We start from the raw sequence: 14350 nt of genomic DNA, 5'->3' as shown, positions 1-14350 counted from the left end.
CCCTTGAGGAGAGCGCTGGCCGGCCTCACCACCAGGGGGCGGTCGTTCGTCGCCGCGGGGACCACCGCGATCGTGTGCGCGTTCGTGCTCGGCGAGCGCGATCTGCTGCGGGCCGGGGTGCTGGTGGTGGTCCTGCCGCTGCTGTGCACGCTGGCGGTCTCGCGCACCCGCTACCGGCTGGCCTGCGCGCGGCGGCTCGACCCGGCGCGCCTCCCGGTCGGCCGTGAGTCCCGGGTCGACCTGCGGCTGGAGAACGTGTCGCGGCTGCCCAGCGGGCTGCTGATGGTGGAGGACCAGGTCCCGTTCACGCTGGGCGGGCGGGCCCGGTTCGTGCTCGACCGGATCGAGCCGCAGGGGTCGCGGGAGCTCAGCTACCGGATCCGGTCGGACGTGCGGGGGCGGTTCCGGGTGGGGCCGCTGACCGTGCGGCTGGCCGACCCGTTCGGGATGGTGGAGCTGGTCCGCTCGTTCAGCCTGTCGGACGGGCTGACCGTGACACCCGCGCTGGTGCCGCTGCCGGACGCGCGGCCCGGCGGCGCCTGGGCCGGGGGCGGCGACAGCCTCGCCCGGACGGCCGCGGCGGCGGGCGAGGACGACGTGGCGCCGCGCGAGTACCGGCACGGCGACGACCTGCGGCGGGTGCACTGGCGGTCCACGGCCCGGCACGGCGAGCTGATGGTGCGGCGCGAGGAGCAGCACTGGCAGAGCAGCGGCGCGCTCTTCCTCGACACGCGGCGGGCGGCGTACTGGGGTGAGGGCCCGGCGTCGGCGTTCGAGCAGGCGGTCTCGGTGGCCGCGTCGGTCGGGGTGCACCTGGCGCGGGGCGGGATGGCGCTGCGGCTGGTGACCGACCGGGGCGAGACGCTGCCGCGGGCGGTGTCGTCCGAGGGGTCGTTCGAGGCGGCGCTGCTGGACACGCTCGCGACGGTCCGGACGTCCCGGGGGCGCTCGCTGACGCCGGGCCTGGCCGCGCTGGGCGGCGGGGCCGCCCAGGGCCGGGACGGCGACGGCCTGGTCGTCGCGGTGTTCGGCGCGCTGAGTGCGGAGGAGGCGCAGCGGGTGGCGGCGGCCCGGCGCGGCACCGCGGCCCACATCGCGGTCATCGTCGACGCGCCCCGTCCCGCCGGCGCCCTTCCGGCCGAGGACGGCGGCCCCGACGGCGCCGCGGCGGACGCGTGGGAGGACCCCTGGGCGGACGCGGCCGAGGGCGGCCGCCCCGTCCGCGACGCGCTCGGCGCCTCCGCGGAGGGCACGGCGCGGCTGCTGCGCGCGGGCGGCTGGCAGGTGGCCGTGGTGGAGTCCGCGCTCGACCTGCCCGCGGCCTGGTCCGCGACCGGGAGGACGGCGGCACGGTGAACATCCGGATGACGATCATGGCCGCGCTGGCCACGCTCGCCGGGTCGGTGGGCCTGTACCCGCTGTTCTCCAGCGGCCCCTGGTTCTGGTCGGGGTTCGGCGCGGTGCTCTCGGTGGTGGCGGGCGGGCTGCTGGTGCGGCGGTTCCGCGCGCCCGCGTTCCTCAGCGCCCTGGGCGGGCTGGCCGCGCTGCACGTCTACCTGACCGTGCGGTTCGCCGCGGGCGAGGCGTGGCTGGGGTTCGTCCCGACGCCGTCGTCGCTGGGGCGGCTGGGCGACCTGTTCGGCGAGGGCTGGGAGGCCGCCAACCAGTACGCCGCGCCGGTCCCGCTGGTGCCGGGGATCGCGCTGCTGGCCACGGCCGGGATCGGGCTGGTGGCGGTCGCCGTCGACCTGCTGGCCGCGCGGCTGCGGCGGGTCGCCCCGGCGGGGCTGCCGCTGCTGGCGATGTACAGCGTGCCCGCCGCGGTGCGCGAGGAGAGCATCAACTTCGTGGCGTTCGGGATCGGCGCCATGGGCTACCTGGCGCTGCTGGTGGCCGACTCCCGCGAGCACGTCGTGGGCTGGGGCCGGGTGGTGCTGACCCGGCGCTGGACCGAGGAGGTGCCGCTGGCCGGCGCGCCCGGCGGCCTGGACGCGGGCGCGGGCAAGGAGTCCCGGGGCGGGCGCCGGGAGCGGCCCGACTCCAGCGCGCTGGCCGCCAGCGGGCGCCGGATCGGGACGGCCGCCGTGGCGATCGCGGTGCTGCTCCCACTGGCCGTGCCGGGGATCCGGCCGCACGGCATGTTCGGGATGGGCGCGGGCGGCGGCCGGGGCGGCGGCACCCAGACGGTGACCACACCCGACCCCCTCGTCAGTCTGAAACGCGAGCTGACCAGGCAGGACGACTCGGTGGTGCTGACCTACCGCACCGACGACGAGAGCCCCGACTACCTGCGGCTGTACGCCCTCGACCGGTTCGAGGGCGACCGCTGGACCTACAGCGCGCTGGAGAGCACCGCCCGCGACCGGGTCACCGAGGGGCCGCTGCCCGCCCCGCCGGGGCTGAGCGAGGCCTCCACCAGCCAGGTGAAGACGTCCGTGCGGGTGCAGCGGCGGGTCCGGAACATGACGTTCCTGCCGGTGCCGTACGCGCCGTCCCGGCTGTCGATCGAGGGCGACTGGCGGGTGGACCCCGCCTCGCTGATGATCTACTCGCTGCGCGACTCGGCGAGCGGGCGCTCGTACGAGGTCACCAGCACCCGGGCCGAGCCGACGGCCGAGCAGCTGGCCGGCGGGCGGACCTACCCCAGCGAGATCGTCACCCCCTACACCCGGGTCCCCAAGAGCATCCCGCCGCAGATCCGGCAGCTGGCGCAGAACGTCACCGAGGGCGCCACCACCGCGCACGACCAGGCCGTCCGGCTGCAGCGGTGGTTCACCACCGACGGCGGGTTCCAGTACGACCTGAGCGCTCCCCCGCCGCAGCACGGCAACGACCTGGTCGACTTCCTGGAGCGCAGCAAGCGCGGCTACTGCGAGCAGTACGCCGCGGCGATGGCGCTGCTGGCCAGGATCCTGGGCATCCCGGCGCGGGTGGCGATGGGCTACACCGCGGGCACGCAGACCGAGCCGGGCCAGTGGGTGGTGCGGTCGCGCGACGCGCACGCCTGGCCGGAGCTGTACTTCCCCGGGACGGGCTGGGTGCGGTTCGAGCCGACCCCGGTGGGGGCGGCCGGGCAGGGCACGGCGAGCACGCCCGCGTACACCGACCCGGCGACCGGCGGGGACGGCGCGGCGCAGGAGGAGCAGGAGGCGCCGAGCCCGGAGGAGTCGCCGACCGCGCAGCAGAGCGCCGGGCCGGAGGCGACCGAGCGCAGGCTGCCGCAGGACCAGGGCCCGGCCGGGGCGCCCGCCGAGGAGGAGGACGGCGGCGGCGTGCCGACCGGCTGGCTGGCGGCGGCGCTGCTGGTGCTGATGATCCTGGCGGCGCCGGTGACCGCGCGGCTGCTGGCCCGGCGGCGGCGCTGGGCGGCGATCGTCCCGCGCGAGAAGGCGCCGGACGGCCTCGGCGTCGGCACCCGCCGGAGCGAGGGCGGTCCGCTGCCGGCCGGCCCGGTGGAGGCCGGGCCGCTGCCCGCCGACCCGGTGGACGCCGCGCACGCGGCCTGGGAGGAGATGCGGGCCGACGCCCTGGACCACGGGCTGACCTGGCGGGCCAGCGACACCCCGCGCGCCGCCGCGCGGCGGCTGGGCGAGCTGCTGGAGCTGGACGCCGAGAGCGCGGGCGCGCTGGGCCGGATCGCGCGGGCCGAGGAGCTGGCCCGCTACTCGCGGACGCGCGCGCAGGCCCCGGCCGAGACGCTGCGGGCCGATCTGAAGACGGTGCGGGAGGCGTTCGCGGCGGCCGTGGGCCGCAAGGCCCGGCTGCGGGCGCGCTACCTGCCGCCGTCCAGCATGGCCGCTTTCCGGTCGGCGGGCAGCCGCGCCCTGGAGGCGACCTCGCGGTTCGACCGCGTGACCGCCCGGCTGGACGGCCTCGCCGACCGGATCTCCACGCTCATCCGCACCCGCCGCCGCGGCTGATCGCCCCGCGCTCGCCCCTCACCGGGCCCGCGGGTCGCGCCGGAAGATCAACGCCCCGGCGGTCGCCGGACGGAAACGCGTGAGCCGCATGCGGCGCGAGGTCGCATGCGGCATCGGGGCCGGGCCGATCAGAGCCCGGAGCGCATCAGGGCGCGGCGTCGCCTGCGGAGAGCGGAGCCCTCACGGCCGACGGTGATCGCCCGGCCGGCGGCGCCGGTGGCGCTCGCCGTGCCGGGCAGCGGTCACTCGCCCTCGGTGCGGCGGCGCCAGCGCTCTTCCATCCGGTCCATGAATCCGGGCTTGGACGACTTGTCGCGGCGGCGGGCCGGGCGGCCACCGCCGCCGCCCCCTCCCCCGCTGCCGCCGCCGGCGGGATCGCCCGTGCCGGACGCGGCCGCCTCGGCGCCCACCCCGGTCATGCGCTTCCAGCTGGTCAACGCCCAGACACAACAAACGACCATGAGCAGGAATCCGGTCACGCTCACTGCGATGGTGACCGTGCCCGCGTTCATGACGAGCCCGGTCATCAACGTGGACACGCCCACCACGAACCCGAGGGCGGCCTTGACGATCCGGCGCTTGTAATGCACCTGGGGGTTGGTCGAGCGGACCGCATGAGCGAACTTCGGATCCTCGGCGTACAACGCCTGCTCGATCTGGTCGAGCATGCGTTGCTCGTGCTCAGAGAGCGGCACGGCGCCTCCCAACGACAGCCCCGCGACGGGGTATCCGATGCAGGACGAGAACCTCAACGGTGATATGCCCAGAATACGAGGCGGAACGAGGGGACGAAAGCGAACGGCCAAGCGAGCACCACTTGCGGGTCATCTCTGCGTCCACCGTCATTCCCGTACGTCCCGGTCGTCACCTGCGTCACCGCCGTGCGCGCGCCGGACCAGTGCGGCCGGCCGGACGGCTCCGCTGCCGAACCGGTGCGCGACCTGGTCCATCGCGCGCTCGGCCTCTCTCCAGCCGGTTTCCGGTTCGTCGAAGGCCAGCTGGCGGGGGGCCTGATCGGAGGGGCCCAGATTCTCCACCCGGACACCCACCAACCGGAGTCGTACCCGCTCCAGACCGGCGGCCTCGTAGAGCTCGCAGGCTGTGACATAGATCACACGGGCGAGATCGGTGGGCTCGCGCAGCGTGCGCGCCCGCGTGATCGTCTTGAAGTTCGCCATTCTCAGTTTGACGCTCACGGTGCGTCCGGCGTTCCCACTGGCGCGCAGCCGGGCGCCGACCCTCTCGGCCAGCCGCAGCAGCTCCCGGCGGATGATCTCCGGGTCGTCGATGTCGGTGTCGAAGGTCTCCTCGGCGCCGATGCTCTTGTCGGGCGTGTGCGGCACCACGGCGCGCGGGTCGCGGCCCCACGACAGCTCGTGCAGATGGTTCCCCAGCGCGTTGCCCAGCTCCCGCTGGAGCGTCGCCAGGGACACCTGGGCGAGCTGCCCCACCGTCCGCAGGCCCAGGCGCGTCAGCGCCTCCTCAGTGCGCTCCCCGACGCCCCACAGCGCGGCCACGGGCAGCGGGTGGAGGAACTCCTCGATCCCGTCCGCGGGCACCACCAGCAGCCCGTCGGGCTTGCACCGGGTGGAGGCCAGCTTGGCGACGAACTTGGTGGACGCCACGCCCACCGAGCACGTGATGCCCTGCTGCTCGCGGACCTGCTCGCGGACCATCCGCGCCACCTCGGCGGGACGGCCCAGGCGGCGCCGCGCCCCGGCCACGTCCAGGAACGCCTCGTCCAGCGACAGCGGCTCCACCAGCGGGGTGAGGCTGCGGAAGATCTCGAACACGGCGGCCGACACCGCCGAGTAGCGCTCGTGCCGGGGCGGCAGCACCACCGCCTGGGGGCACAGCCGCCGCGCCCGGGTCATCGGCATCGCCGAGTGCACGCCGTACTCGCGGGCCTCGTAGGAGGCCGCCGACACCACCCCGCGCGCCCCCCACCCCGCCGACGATCACCGGACGGCCGACCAGCTCGGGACGCTCCAGCAGCTCGACGCTGACGAAGAAGGCGTCCATGTCGACGTGCAGGATCGGGCACCCGGAATCATCGCCCGGCGGCCCAGGCACCGGCCCAGGACGATGCAGTTGCTGCTTCCTACTCATTGCGGCGCCTTGGCGTCGGGCCTGGGAGGCCCTCCTTCGGCGGCGCCGCGTGCGATTGCTGCATCGCTCCGACTCGCCTTGCGGCTCGCTGCGCGATCAGGTTCTCGCAAGCTCGAACCTGGCTTCGCTCGCAATCGCAACGGTCGAGGTCACCGGTGGCTGAGCCGGGGCAGGGGCGCCGCATTTAAACGCGGTCCGCTACTACGTGGAGTTGGGTGGCGAGTTCACGCAGGACCGGGTGGACGGCGGCCACGGCCTCCAGGGCGATCAGCGACTCGGCGGCGTCCTGCTCGGCGTCCAGCAGCCCGTTGGGCACCAGATCGGCGAAGATCCGCACGCCCTGCAGCGCGCCGACCCGCAGCCCGGCGTTCTCCACCAGCGCCGACAGCGACTGGCGGGTGAACCGGCGCGGGATGCGGTCGTGCTCGCCCCAGTGGCCGGACGGGTCGGTCAGCGCCCGCCGCGCGTCGTCGAAGTGGCCGGCCACCGCGCGGTGCAGGGCCGCGGCGATCTGGCCCGCGACCAGCACGCTGACCGAGCCGCCGTGGCGGACGGTGCCGGTCAGCGCGGCCATCACCGCCGCCGGGTCCTCGACGTACTCCAGCACGCTGTGGCACAGCACCAGGTCGGCGGCGTCCGTGCCGACCAGGTCGGGCAGGTCGACGGCGTCGCCCTGCACGGCCCGTACCGTGACGCCCGCCTCGTCGGCGCGGCGCTCCAGGGCGGCCAGCGCGTCCAGGCTGGAGTCGACCACGGTGACCCGGTGCCCCAGCTCGGCCAGCGGCACCGCGAAACCGCCGGTGCCGCCGCCGACGTCGACGACGTCGCGGGGGCCCGCGCCGGGGTCGAGGCGGTCGAGCACCTTGCGCAGCGCGTCCCACAGGACGGCGTTGCGCACCCGGCCGCCGCCCCAGGGGCGTCGTCCCGGTCGGGCGGCCACGCCCATTCCCCTGGCGTCGTGCTCCTCAGCCCTCTTCATTGCCCTGTCGCCCTCATCATCCGCCCTCGCCAGTGGTCAGCTCTCCAGGGAGAGGGAGGGTTTGAGCTGCTGCAGCCGGGACAGCAGGCCGTTGACGAACCGGGGGGAGTCGTCGGTGGACAGGTCGGTGGCCAGCGCGACCGCCTCGCTCACCGCGACGCCGTCCGGGACGTCCTCGACCCACAGCAGCTCGAAGGCGCCCATCCGCAGGATGTTGCGGTCGACCACCGGCATCCGGTCGAGGGTCCAGCCGGTGGAGTAGGTGGCGAGCAGCTCGTCGATCCGGTCGCGGTGCTCCTGGACGCCCTCGACCAGCCGGACCGCGTGCCCGTGGGCCGACAGCTCGTCCTGGTTGGGCCGGCCGCGCTGGGCCAGCACCGCCGTCGGCTCCTCCTCGCGGAGCTCGGCGGCGAACAGGATGTCCAGGGCCAGCCTGCGGGCCTTGCTTCGTGCGCTCATCTGCTCCCGTCCGCTCGTGCCCGGCGGTCAGCCGCGGCCGAGGTAATCGCCGGATCGGGTGTCGACCTTGACCTTCTCGCCGGTGGTGATGAACAGCGGCACGTTGATCTGCGCGCCGGTCTCCAGCGTGGCCGGCTTGGTGCCGCCGGTGGAGCGGTCGCCCTGCAGGCCCGGCTCGGTCTCGGTGACCTCCAGCACGACGGCGGCGGGCAGCTCGACGTACAGCGGGTTGTCGTCGTTGAACGCGATCACCGCGTTCTGCTCGGGGAGCAGGTAGTCCGCGGCGTTGCCGACGACCCCGCCGGGGATGTGCGGCTGGTCGTAGGTCTCGGTGTCCATGAAGACGAAGTCCTCGCCCTCGCGGTAGAGGTACTGCATCTCCCGCTTGTCGACGCTGGCCACCTCGACCTTGGTGCCGGCGTTGAAGGTCTTGTCGACGACCTTGCCGGACAGGATGTTCTTCAGCTTGGTGCGGACGAACGCGCCGCCCTTACCGGGCTTGACGTGCTGGAACTCCTGGACGGTCCACAGCTGGCCGTCCAGGTTCAGCGTCATGCCGTTCTTGAGGTCGTTCGTCGTGGCCACAGCGTCCTCTCCCGGCGGGACCCGCCCGCCTCGGTCGTTCTTTCCGCTCGTGCTCGTGCTCGCCCTGGGCCAGGGCCCGCCCGCGCCCCGTCTTCAGAGGACGAGCAGGTCCTTGGTCGTCTCGGTGAGGAGCTCCGGCCCGCTGCCCCGGACGACCAGTGTGTCCTCGATGCGGACCCCGCCCCGGCCCGCGAGGTAGACCCCGGGCTCGGCGGTGATCGGAACTCGATCCATCAGCTTACCGGTCTTGTCGTACCCCATGAGCGGAGCCTCGTGGATCTCCAGGCCGACGCCGTGCCCGAGGCCGTGCGGGAAGTCCTCGCCGTGCCCGGCGTCGGCGATCACCTTCCGGGCGGCGCCGTCGACCGCCTTGGTCTCGGCGCCGGGCGCGGCCGCCGCGATCCCGGCCAGCTGGGCGCGCAGCACCAGGTCGTAGAGGTCGCGCTGCCAGCCGGCGGGCTCGCCCAGCGCGACGGTGCGGGTCATGTCGGCGTGGTAGCCGCCGTGCAGGGCGCCGAAGTCGAAGGTGACCAGGTCGCCGCGGGCCAGGACGCGGTCGCCGGGACGGTGGTGCGGGATGGCGCCGTTGGGCCCGGAGGCGACGATGGTGTCGAAGGCGGGGCGCTGGGCGCCGAGGTCGACCATGTGGCGGTCCAGGGCGATGGCGGCCTGGCGCTCGGTCATGCCGGGGGCCAGCCCGGGGAGGAGGGCGGCGAAGGCGCGGTCGGAGATGGCGCAGGCCTCGCGCAGCAGCGCCAGCTCGTCCTCGTCCTTGACCAGGCGCAGCTCCTCGACCCGGTGGCCGGCGGGGACGAACTCGGGGGCGCCGTCGAGGGCGGTCAGGGCGGCGTGCTTCTCCACGGTGACGGCGTGCGCCTCGAACGCGAGCCGCCGCACGCCCGTCTCGCCGGCGCGGGAGGTCAGGGTCTCGGCGGTCGGCCGCTCGACGACCAGCTCCAGGTCGGGGCAGACGCGGCGGGCGGTGCCGGCGTAGCGGGCGTCGGTGCACAGCACGGCCTCGCCGCCGGCGCCGACCAGCAGCGCGGCGTTGGAGCTCTCCAGCCCGGTCAGGTACCGGACGTTGACGAGCCGGGTGATGAGGACCGCGTCCGCGTCGGGGGCGATCCGCTCGGCCAGGGCCTCCCGGCGGCGTCGATGCTGGTCGGTCATGGCCGAACTCTAGTTCACCCGGGCGGGCCGGAGGCCGCAGGGCCGCCCGGCCCGGGCGGGCGGCGGGTCACACCTCGGCGGCCAGTTCCTTGATCTTCTCGATCAGCGCGAGGCGGCTCTTGTGGTCGCCGGCGATCGGGGTGACGTTCAGCGTGGTGACGCCGGACTCCTTGAGCGCGGCGAGCCGCTCGCGGATGTGGCTCTCGGGGCCGATGAGCGACATCTTCTCCAGGAGTTCCTGCGGGACCTTGGCGGCGGCCTCGTCCTTCTTGCCGTCCAGGTAGAGGTCCTGGATCTCCTCGGCCTCCTTCTCCCAGCCGTACCGGCGGCACAGGTCGTTGTAGAAGTTCTTGCCCTTGGCGCCCATGCCGCCGATGTAGAGCGCGGCCATCGGGCGGCCGAACTCCAGGAAGCCCTTCACGTCGTCGCCGATGGCCAGCGGGGCCTGGCCGACGATGTCCAGCTCGCCCAGCGCGGGGTCGCGCCTGGACCGGCCCGCCTCCAGGGACGCGCCCCACACCTCGCCGGCCTTCTCCGGGACGTAGAAGATCGGCTCCCAGCCGTTGGCGATCTCGGCGGTGAGCTCGACGTTCTTGGGGCCGATGGCGGCGACCAGGATCGGGATGTCGGGCCGCACCGGGTGGTTGATGATCTTGAGCGGCTTGCCCAGTCCGGTGCCCTGGCCCTCGGGCAGCGGCAGGCTGTAGTGCTTGCCCTCGTGCTGGAGGCGCTCGCGCCGCCAGACCTTGCGGCAGATGTCGATGATCTCGCGGGTGCGGCCGAGCGGGGCGTTGTACGGCACGCCGTGGAAGCCCTCGATCACCTGGGGTCCGGACGCGCCGATGCCGAGGGTGAAGCGGCCCTCGGAGACGAAGTCCAGCCCGGCGGCGGTCATCGCCAGCAGGGTGGGGGTGCGCGAGTAGATCGGCAGGATGCCGGAGGCGATCTCCAGCCGTTCGGTCCTGGCGGCGATGAAGCCCATCTGGCTCACCGCGTCGAAGCTGTAGGCCTCGGCCACGAAGACGATGTCGAGGCCGGCCTTCTCGAAGTCGGCCAGCTCCTCGACGGTCTCCTTGAAGCCGCCCGCGTAGTTGAGGGCCATCCCGATGCGCATCCGGCATCCCTTCCTCGAAACCGAACCTGATTCCAGTTGAACGTAACCTAGTCCGCCGCCCGGCCCCGCACCCGGGGTCAGCCCAGTGCGGGCCCCCGCAACGCGGCCAGAGCCGGACCGTACATGCCCGTGCGGATCCGGCGCACCACCGCACCGTCCTTTCCCGCCAGCGAGGCGGCCAGCTCCACCGCGGCGGGGAGCACGCCGGCCTCGTCGGCGGTGCGCGCCACCATCCCGGCGGCCAGCGCCTGCTCGGCGGTGTACCGGCGTCCGGTGACCATGGCCTCGTGCGCGACCGCGGGGGTCAGCCGGGCCTGGATCAGCGCGGACATCCCCGGCGTGAAGCTCATCCCCAGATCCACCTCGGGCAGGCAGAGGAAGCCGCGGTCGGTGCGCATCACGGCCAGGTCGTGGGCGAGGACGAGCATCGCGCCGCCGGCGAAGGCGTGGCCGTTGACGGCCGCGACGGTCGGCATCGGGAAGTCCAGCAGGCGCGCGTACAGCGCGTGCACCCGGCCGAGGTACTCCTCGAAGCGGTCGCCGTTGGCGCCCAGCCAGTCCAGGTCCAGGCCGTTGGAGTAGAACTTGCCGGTGCCCGCGGTCACCAGGGCGCCCGGCGAGCCGGCCTTCTCCACGGAGTCGAGGGCGTCCCCGACCGCGTCCAGGAAGCCGGGGCCGAAGCGGTTCTCACCGTCGTCGTAGCGCAGGACGAACACGTCGCCGTCGCGCTGCAGGTCGATCACGCCAGGTCTCCTTCGTGAGTGGTCGACCGAACCCTACTCGCCGGTAACGGCCGGGAGGACCATGCAGGTCGCGGTGCCGTGCGCCATCAGCCGCCCGGCCGCGTCGGTGATCCGCCCCTCGCAGGTCGCCACCCGGCGGCCCATGTGCACCGTACGGCCCTCGCACGTCAGCCGCCCGCCCTCGACCGGCACCGCGCGGACGAAGTTGACCTTGAGCTCCAGGGTCGTGTAGCCCGCGCCCTCCGGCAGCGAGGTGTGCACCGCGCAGCTCATCGCCGAATCCAGCAGCGTGGACAGGACGCCGCCGTGCACCGTGCCGAGCGGGTTGGCGAAGTCGGCCCGGGGCTCCATGGCGAAGACCACCAGGCCCGGCTCCAGCTTCTCCGCCTCCATGCCGAGCAGCGCCCCGATCCCGGTGCCGGCGGCGGCTCCGTGTTCCAGCGCCGCCCTGAGCTGCTCCAGTCCCGCCGTCGTCCCGCCGTTCCCCATCGCCGCGCTCCGTTCCATCGCCGGGCAGCCCGCCCTAGGTATGACGTCCGTCATATCCCTGCTTTTCTATGACCATCGTCATGCCGAACGCAAGAGCCATATGATGAATGTCATAATCGGGCCATGGGGACCGACAGCCGGGAACGCATGGTGCGCAGCGCCGCCTTCCTCTTCCGCGAGCGCGGCTACAGCGGCACCGGGTTCCGCGACGTCATCGCGCACAGCGGCGCCCCCCGCGGCTCGATCTACCACCACTTCCCCGGCGGCAAGGTGCAGCTGGCCGAGGAGGCGGTGCGCTACACCGGGGACTTCCTCAACGCCGGGATCCAGGCGGCCGTGGAGGGCGGCGACGCCGCCTCGGCGGTGGACGCGTTCGTGGGCTGGTGGCGGCAGGTGCTGATCAAGAGCGAGTTCCGGGCCGGCTGCCCCATCGTGGCGGTCACGGTCGAGTCGCACGAGGACGCGCCGCAGCTGGCCGCCGCCACCTCCGCCGCGTTCGGCCGCTGGCAGGACACCCTCGCCACCGGGCTCGGCAACGCGGGCGTCCCGGACGCGCGCGCCGAACGCCTCGCCACGCTCATCGTGTCCGCGGTGGAGGGCGCCACCATCCTGTGCCGGGCGCACCGCGACGTGACCCCGCTCGACAACGTGGTGGCCGAACTCAAGGAGATGGCCCGCGCCGCCGCCGAGGCCGCCGACACCTGACCTCCACCCGCCGGGCGCCCTGGCGGGGCGCGGTCAGGCTCGGGCGGCGGGTTCGGCCAGGAGCTCGGCCACGGCCTGGAGGGCCAGGACGTAGGACATGAGGCCGAAGCCGGCGATCGTGCCGGTGGCCACTCCGGCGACCACGGAGGTGTGCCGGAACTCCTCGCGCGCGGCCGGGTTGGAGATGTGCACCTCCACCAGCGGCGCCCGCAGCTGGGCCAGGGCGTCGCGCAGCGCGTAGGAGTAGTGGGTGAACGCCGCCGGGTTGAGCACCATCGGCAGCCGCTCGTCGGCCGCCTCGTGCACCCAGCGGATCATCTCCGCCTCGTCGTCGGTCTGCCGCACCTCGACCTGCAGGTCGAGGCGGCGGCCGGTCTCGCGGCACAGCGCGGTGAGGTCCTCGAACGACTCCGAGCCGTAGACGTCCGGCTCGCGCGTGCCCAGCCGGCGCAGGTTGGGCCCGTTCAGCACCAGCACGCGGTTCATCGGGCCACCTTCTTGTACGCGGCCTCGAGGAGCTCCTCGGGCGGGCCCTCCAGGCGGCCCGGCTTCGCCAGGCCGTCGAGGACCACGAAGCGCAGCGTGGAGCCGCGCGACTTCTTGTCGATGGTCATGGTGGCACGGAGCGCGGGCCAGGCCTCGGCGCCGTAGGAGACCGGCAGCCCGGTGGCGGTCAGCACCGCGCGGTGCCGGTCGACCGCGTCGGCGGGCAGGCGGCCGGCGAGCGCGGCCAGCTCGGCGGCGTAGACCATGCCGATCGCGACGGCGTGGCCGTGCCGGAACCGGTAGTCCTCGGCCGTCTCGATGGCGTGCGCCAGGGTGTGGCCGTAGTTGAGGATCTCCCGGAGCCCGGCCTCCTTGAGGTCGGCGGTGACGACCTCGGCCTTGACCCGGACGGCGCGTTCGACGAGTTCGAGGGTGTGCGGGCCGGACGGGGACGCGGCGCCCTCGGGGTCGTCCTCGACCAGGTCGAGGATGGCCGGGTCGGCGATGAACCCGGCCTTGATGATCTCGGCCAGCCCGCTGATGTAGTCCTCGCGGGGCATCGTCACCAGCGTGGTCAGGTCGCACAGCACCCCGGCCGGGGGGTGGAAGGCGCCGACGAGGTTCTTGCCCTCGGGGATGTTGATCCCGGTCTTGCCGCCCACGGCGGCGTCGACCATGCCCAGCAGCGTGGTCGGCACCAGGACGGCCCGCACGCCGCGCAGCCACGACGCGGCGGCGAAACCGGCCAGGTCGGTGGTGGCGCCGCCGCCGACGCCCACGATCGCGTCGGACCGGGTCATGCCGAGCCGGGCGAACTCCGACCACAGCCCGGCGAGCACGCCGACCTCCTTGGCCGCCTCGCCCTCGGGCACCGGCAGCGCGTGCACCCGGTAGCCCGCCTCCTCCAGGACGGCGCCGACCGGGCGGGCGATCTCCGCCAGCCCCCGGTCATGGACGAGCGCGACCGTGCGGACGCCGCCTCCGAGCAGGCCGGGCAGCTCGCCGAGCACGCCCGCGCCGATCACCACGTCGTAGGGGTCGGCGCCGCCGACCCGGATCCGGCGGACGCTCATCCCAGCTCCTTGAGGATCTCGCCGACGATCTCCTCGGGGGTGCGGCCGTCGGTGTCGACGTGCAGCGTGCCGAGCCGCTCGTAGATCGGGAGGCGCTCCTCCAGCAGTTTGCGCAGCTGGCTGCGCGGGTTGAGGACCAGCAGCGGCCGGGCCGAGGCCAGGCCGACCCGCTTGACCGCCTCCGACAGCCCCACCCGCAGGTAGACCACCGTGTGCCCGGCCAGCAGCTCCTGCGTCTCAGGGGCCAGGACGGCGCCGCCGCCGAGCGCCAGCACGCCCTCGTGCCCGGCGAGCGCGGCGCGCACGGCCGCCCGCTCCAGCTCGCGGAACCGCTCCTCGCCGTCGTCGATGAAGATCTCGCCGATCGGCTTGCCGGCGGCCGCCTCGGTGTCGGCGTCGGTGTCGCGCAGCGGAACGCCGAGCCGTTCGGCCAGCACCGTGCCGACCGTCGTCTTGCCCGAGCCGGGCGGCCCGATCAGGACCGCCTTGGGTCGCACCATGGTCTCCACCTGAAGTCG

14 protein-coding genes and 1 pseudogene are annotated in these 14350 nt (G+C 74.2%); 3 read left to right on the top strand and 12 right to left on the bottom strand.

Annotated features, from left to right (window positions below):
* Positions 1 to 3: 3 nt before the first annotated feature.
* Together ACZ466_RS36975 and ACZ466_RS36970 are read left to right on the top strand one after the other, a co-directional pair.
* A complete protein-coding gene (locus ACZ466_RS36975) occupies positions 4 to 1356 on the top strand; it encodes a DUF58 domain-containing protein (RefSeq protein WP_378286274.1) in 1353 nt (450 codons plus the stop codon).
* Entirely contained in the window at positions 1353 to 3920 is a 2568-nt protein-coding gene (locus tag ACZ466_RS36970) for a transglutaminase TgpA family protein (protein WP_378286273.1), read from the top strand. Before ACZ466_RS36975 ends, ACZ466_RS36970 begins: the two co-directional genes overlap by 4 nt.
* A gap of 242 nt (positions 3921 to 4162) precedes the next feature.
* Here the strand turns inward: ACZ466_RS36970 and ACZ466_RS36965 are convergent, their stop codons facing one another.
* The 9 genes and pseudogenes from ACZ466_RS36965 to ACZ466_RS36925 all read right to left on the bottom strand — a co-directional run bounded on the left by ACZ466_RS36965 (position 4163) and on the right by ACZ466_RS36925 (position 11568).
* Entirely contained in the window at positions 4163 to 4588 is a 426-nt protein-coding gene (locus tag ACZ466_RS36965; RefSeq protein ID WP_464041828.1) for a DUF3040 domain-containing protein, read from the bottom strand.
* A gap of 174 nt (positions 4589 to 4762) precedes the next feature.
* A pseudogene (locus ACZ466_RS36960) lies at positions 4763 to 6029 on the bottom strand (DNA polymerase IV).
* Positions 6030 to 6213: 184 nt separating this feature from the next.
* A complete protein-coding gene (locus ACZ466_RS36955) occupies positions 6214 to 6975 on the bottom strand; it encodes a methyltransferase domain-containing protein (RefSeq protein ID WP_378286282.1) in 762 nt (253 codons plus the stop codon).
* A 69-nt stretch (positions 6976 to 7044) separates the two neighbouring features.
* On the bottom strand, positions 7045 to 7467 hold the full coding sequence (nusB, locus tag ACZ466_RS36950) for a transcription antitermination factor NusB (protein ID WP_378286269.1): 423 nt from the start codon (positions 7465 to 7467) through the stop codon (positions 7045 to 7047).
* Positions 7468 to 7494: 27 nt separating this feature from the next.
* The gene (efp, locus tag ACZ466_RS36945; RefSeq protein ID WP_378286268.1) at positions 7495 to 8052 is read right to left on the bottom strand and encodes an elongation factor P; all 558 of its coding nucleotides are present in this window, start codon (positions 8050 to 8052) and stop codon (positions 7495 to 7497) included.
* Between the two features lie 93 nt (positions 8053 to 8145).
* Positions 8146 to 9222: a M24 family metallopeptidase gene (locus ACZ466_RS36940; RefSeq protein WP_378286267.1), complete on the bottom strand. Its 1077-nt coding sequence runs from the start codon at positions 9220 to 9222 to the stop codon at positions 8146 to 8148.
* Between the two features lie 67 nt (positions 9223 to 9289).
* Positions 9290 to 10336 (bottom strand): LLM class F420-dependent oxidoreductase, encoded by a 1047-nt coding sequence (locus tag ACZ466_RS36935; protein ID WP_378286266.1) that lies wholly within the window; start codon positions 10334 to 10336, stop codon positions 9290 to 9292.
* Between the two features lie 77 nt (positions 10337 to 10413).
* Positions 10414 to 11079 (bottom strand): enoyl-CoA hydratase-related protein, encoded by a 666-nt coding sequence (locus tag ACZ466_RS36930; protein WP_378286265.1) that lies wholly within the window; start codon positions 11077 to 11079, stop codon positions 10414 to 10416.
* A gap of 33 nt (positions 11080 to 11112) precedes the next feature.
* On the bottom strand, positions 11113 to 11568 hold the full coding sequence (locus ACZ466_RS36925; RefSeq protein ID WP_378286264.1) for a PaaI family thioesterase: 456 nt from the start codon (positions 11566 to 11568) through the stop codon (positions 11113 to 11115).
* Between the two features lie 123 nt (positions 11569 to 11691).
* Between ACZ466_RS36925 and ACZ466_RS36920 the strand changes: the two genes are divergently transcribed.
* Positions 11692 to 12273 carry a TetR/AcrR family transcriptional regulator gene (locus ACZ466_RS36920; RefSeq protein ID WP_378286263.1) on the top strand — a complete coding sequence of 194 codons (582 nt, stop codon included), beginning with the start codon at positions 11692 to 11694 and terminating at the stop codon, positions 12271 to 12273.
* Between the two features lie 33 nt (positions 12274 to 12306).
* Here the strand turns inward: ACZ466_RS36920 and aroQ are convergent, their stop codons facing one another.
* Genes aroQ through ACZ466_RS36905 form a run of 3 tightly spaced genes read right to left on the bottom strand, consistent with a single transcriptional unit; the run spans position 12307 to position 14332 of the window.
* Positions 12307 to 12759 carry a type II 3-dehydroquinate dehydratase gene (aroQ, locus tag ACZ466_RS36915; RefSeq protein ID WP_378286262.1) on the bottom strand — a complete coding sequence of 151 codons (453 nt, stop codon included), beginning with the start codon at positions 12757 to 12759 and terminating at the stop codon, positions 12307 to 12309.
* Positions 12756 to 13832 (bottom strand): 3-dehydroquinate synthase, encoded by a 1077-nt coding sequence (gene aroB, locus ACZ466_RS36910; protein ID WP_378286260.1) that lies wholly within the window; start codon positions 13830 to 13832, stop codon positions 12756 to 12758. Before aroB ends, aroQ begins: the two co-directional genes overlap by 4 nt.
* On the bottom strand, positions 13829 to 14332 hold the full coding sequence (locus ACZ466_RS36905) for a shikimate kinase (RefSeq protein ID WP_378286259.1): 504 nt from the start codon (positions 14330 to 14332) through the stop codon (positions 13829 to 13831). Before ACZ466_RS36905 ends, aroB begins: the two co-directional genes overlap by 4 nt.
* Positions 14333 to 14350 lie beyond the last annotated feature (18 nt).

The sequence above is a fragment of the Actinomadura rugatobispora genome, from assembly GCF_055379765.1.
The sequence above is the reverse complement of the archived record's forward strand: the minus strand, read 5'-3'. Positions and strand labels throughout refer to the sequence as shown.

Bases quoted from the DNA above. Each gene is read 5' to 3' on its own strand.
- aroB (WP_378286260.1), bottom strand. From the start codon at position 13,832: ATGAGCGTCCGCCGGATCCGGGTCGGCGGCGCCGACCCCTACGACGTG.
- ACZ466_RS36920 (WP_378286263.1), top strand. From the start codon at position 11,692: ATGGGGACCGACAGCCGGGAACGCATGGTGCGCAGCGCCGCCTTCCTC.
- ACZ466_RS36955 (WP_378286282.1), bottom strand. From the start codon at position 6,975: ATGGGCGTGGCCGCCCGACCGGGACGACGCCCCTGGGGCGGCGGCCGG.
- aroQ (WP_378286262.1), bottom strand. From the start codon at position 12,759: ATGAACCGCGTGCTGGTGCTGAACGGGCCCAACCTGCGCCGGCTGGGC.
- nusB (WP_378286269.1), bottom strand. From the start codon at position 7,467: ATGAGCGCACGAAGCAAGGCCCGCAGGCTGGCCCTGGACATCCTGTTC.
- ACZ466_RS36965 (WP_464041828.1), bottom strand. From the start codon at position 4,588: ATGCTCGACCAGATCGAGCAGGCGTTGTACGCCGAGGATCCGAAGTTC.
- ACZ466_RS36935 (WP_378286266.1), bottom strand. From the start codon at position 10,336: ATGCGCATCGGGATGGCCCTCAACTACGCGGGCGGCTTCAAGGAGACC.
- ACZ466_RS36925 (WP_378286264.1), bottom strand. From the start codon at position 11,568: ATGGGGAACGGCGGGACGACGGCGGGACTGGAGCAGCTCAGGGCGGCG.
- ACZ466_RS36905 (WP_378286259.1), bottom strand. From the start codon at position 14,332: ATGGTGCGACCCAAGGCGGTCCTGATCGGGCCGCCCGGCTCGGGCAAG.
- ACZ466_RS36940 (WP_378286267.1), bottom strand. From the start codon at position 9,222: ATGACCGACCAGCATCGACGCCGCCGGGAGGCCCTGGCCGAGCGGATC.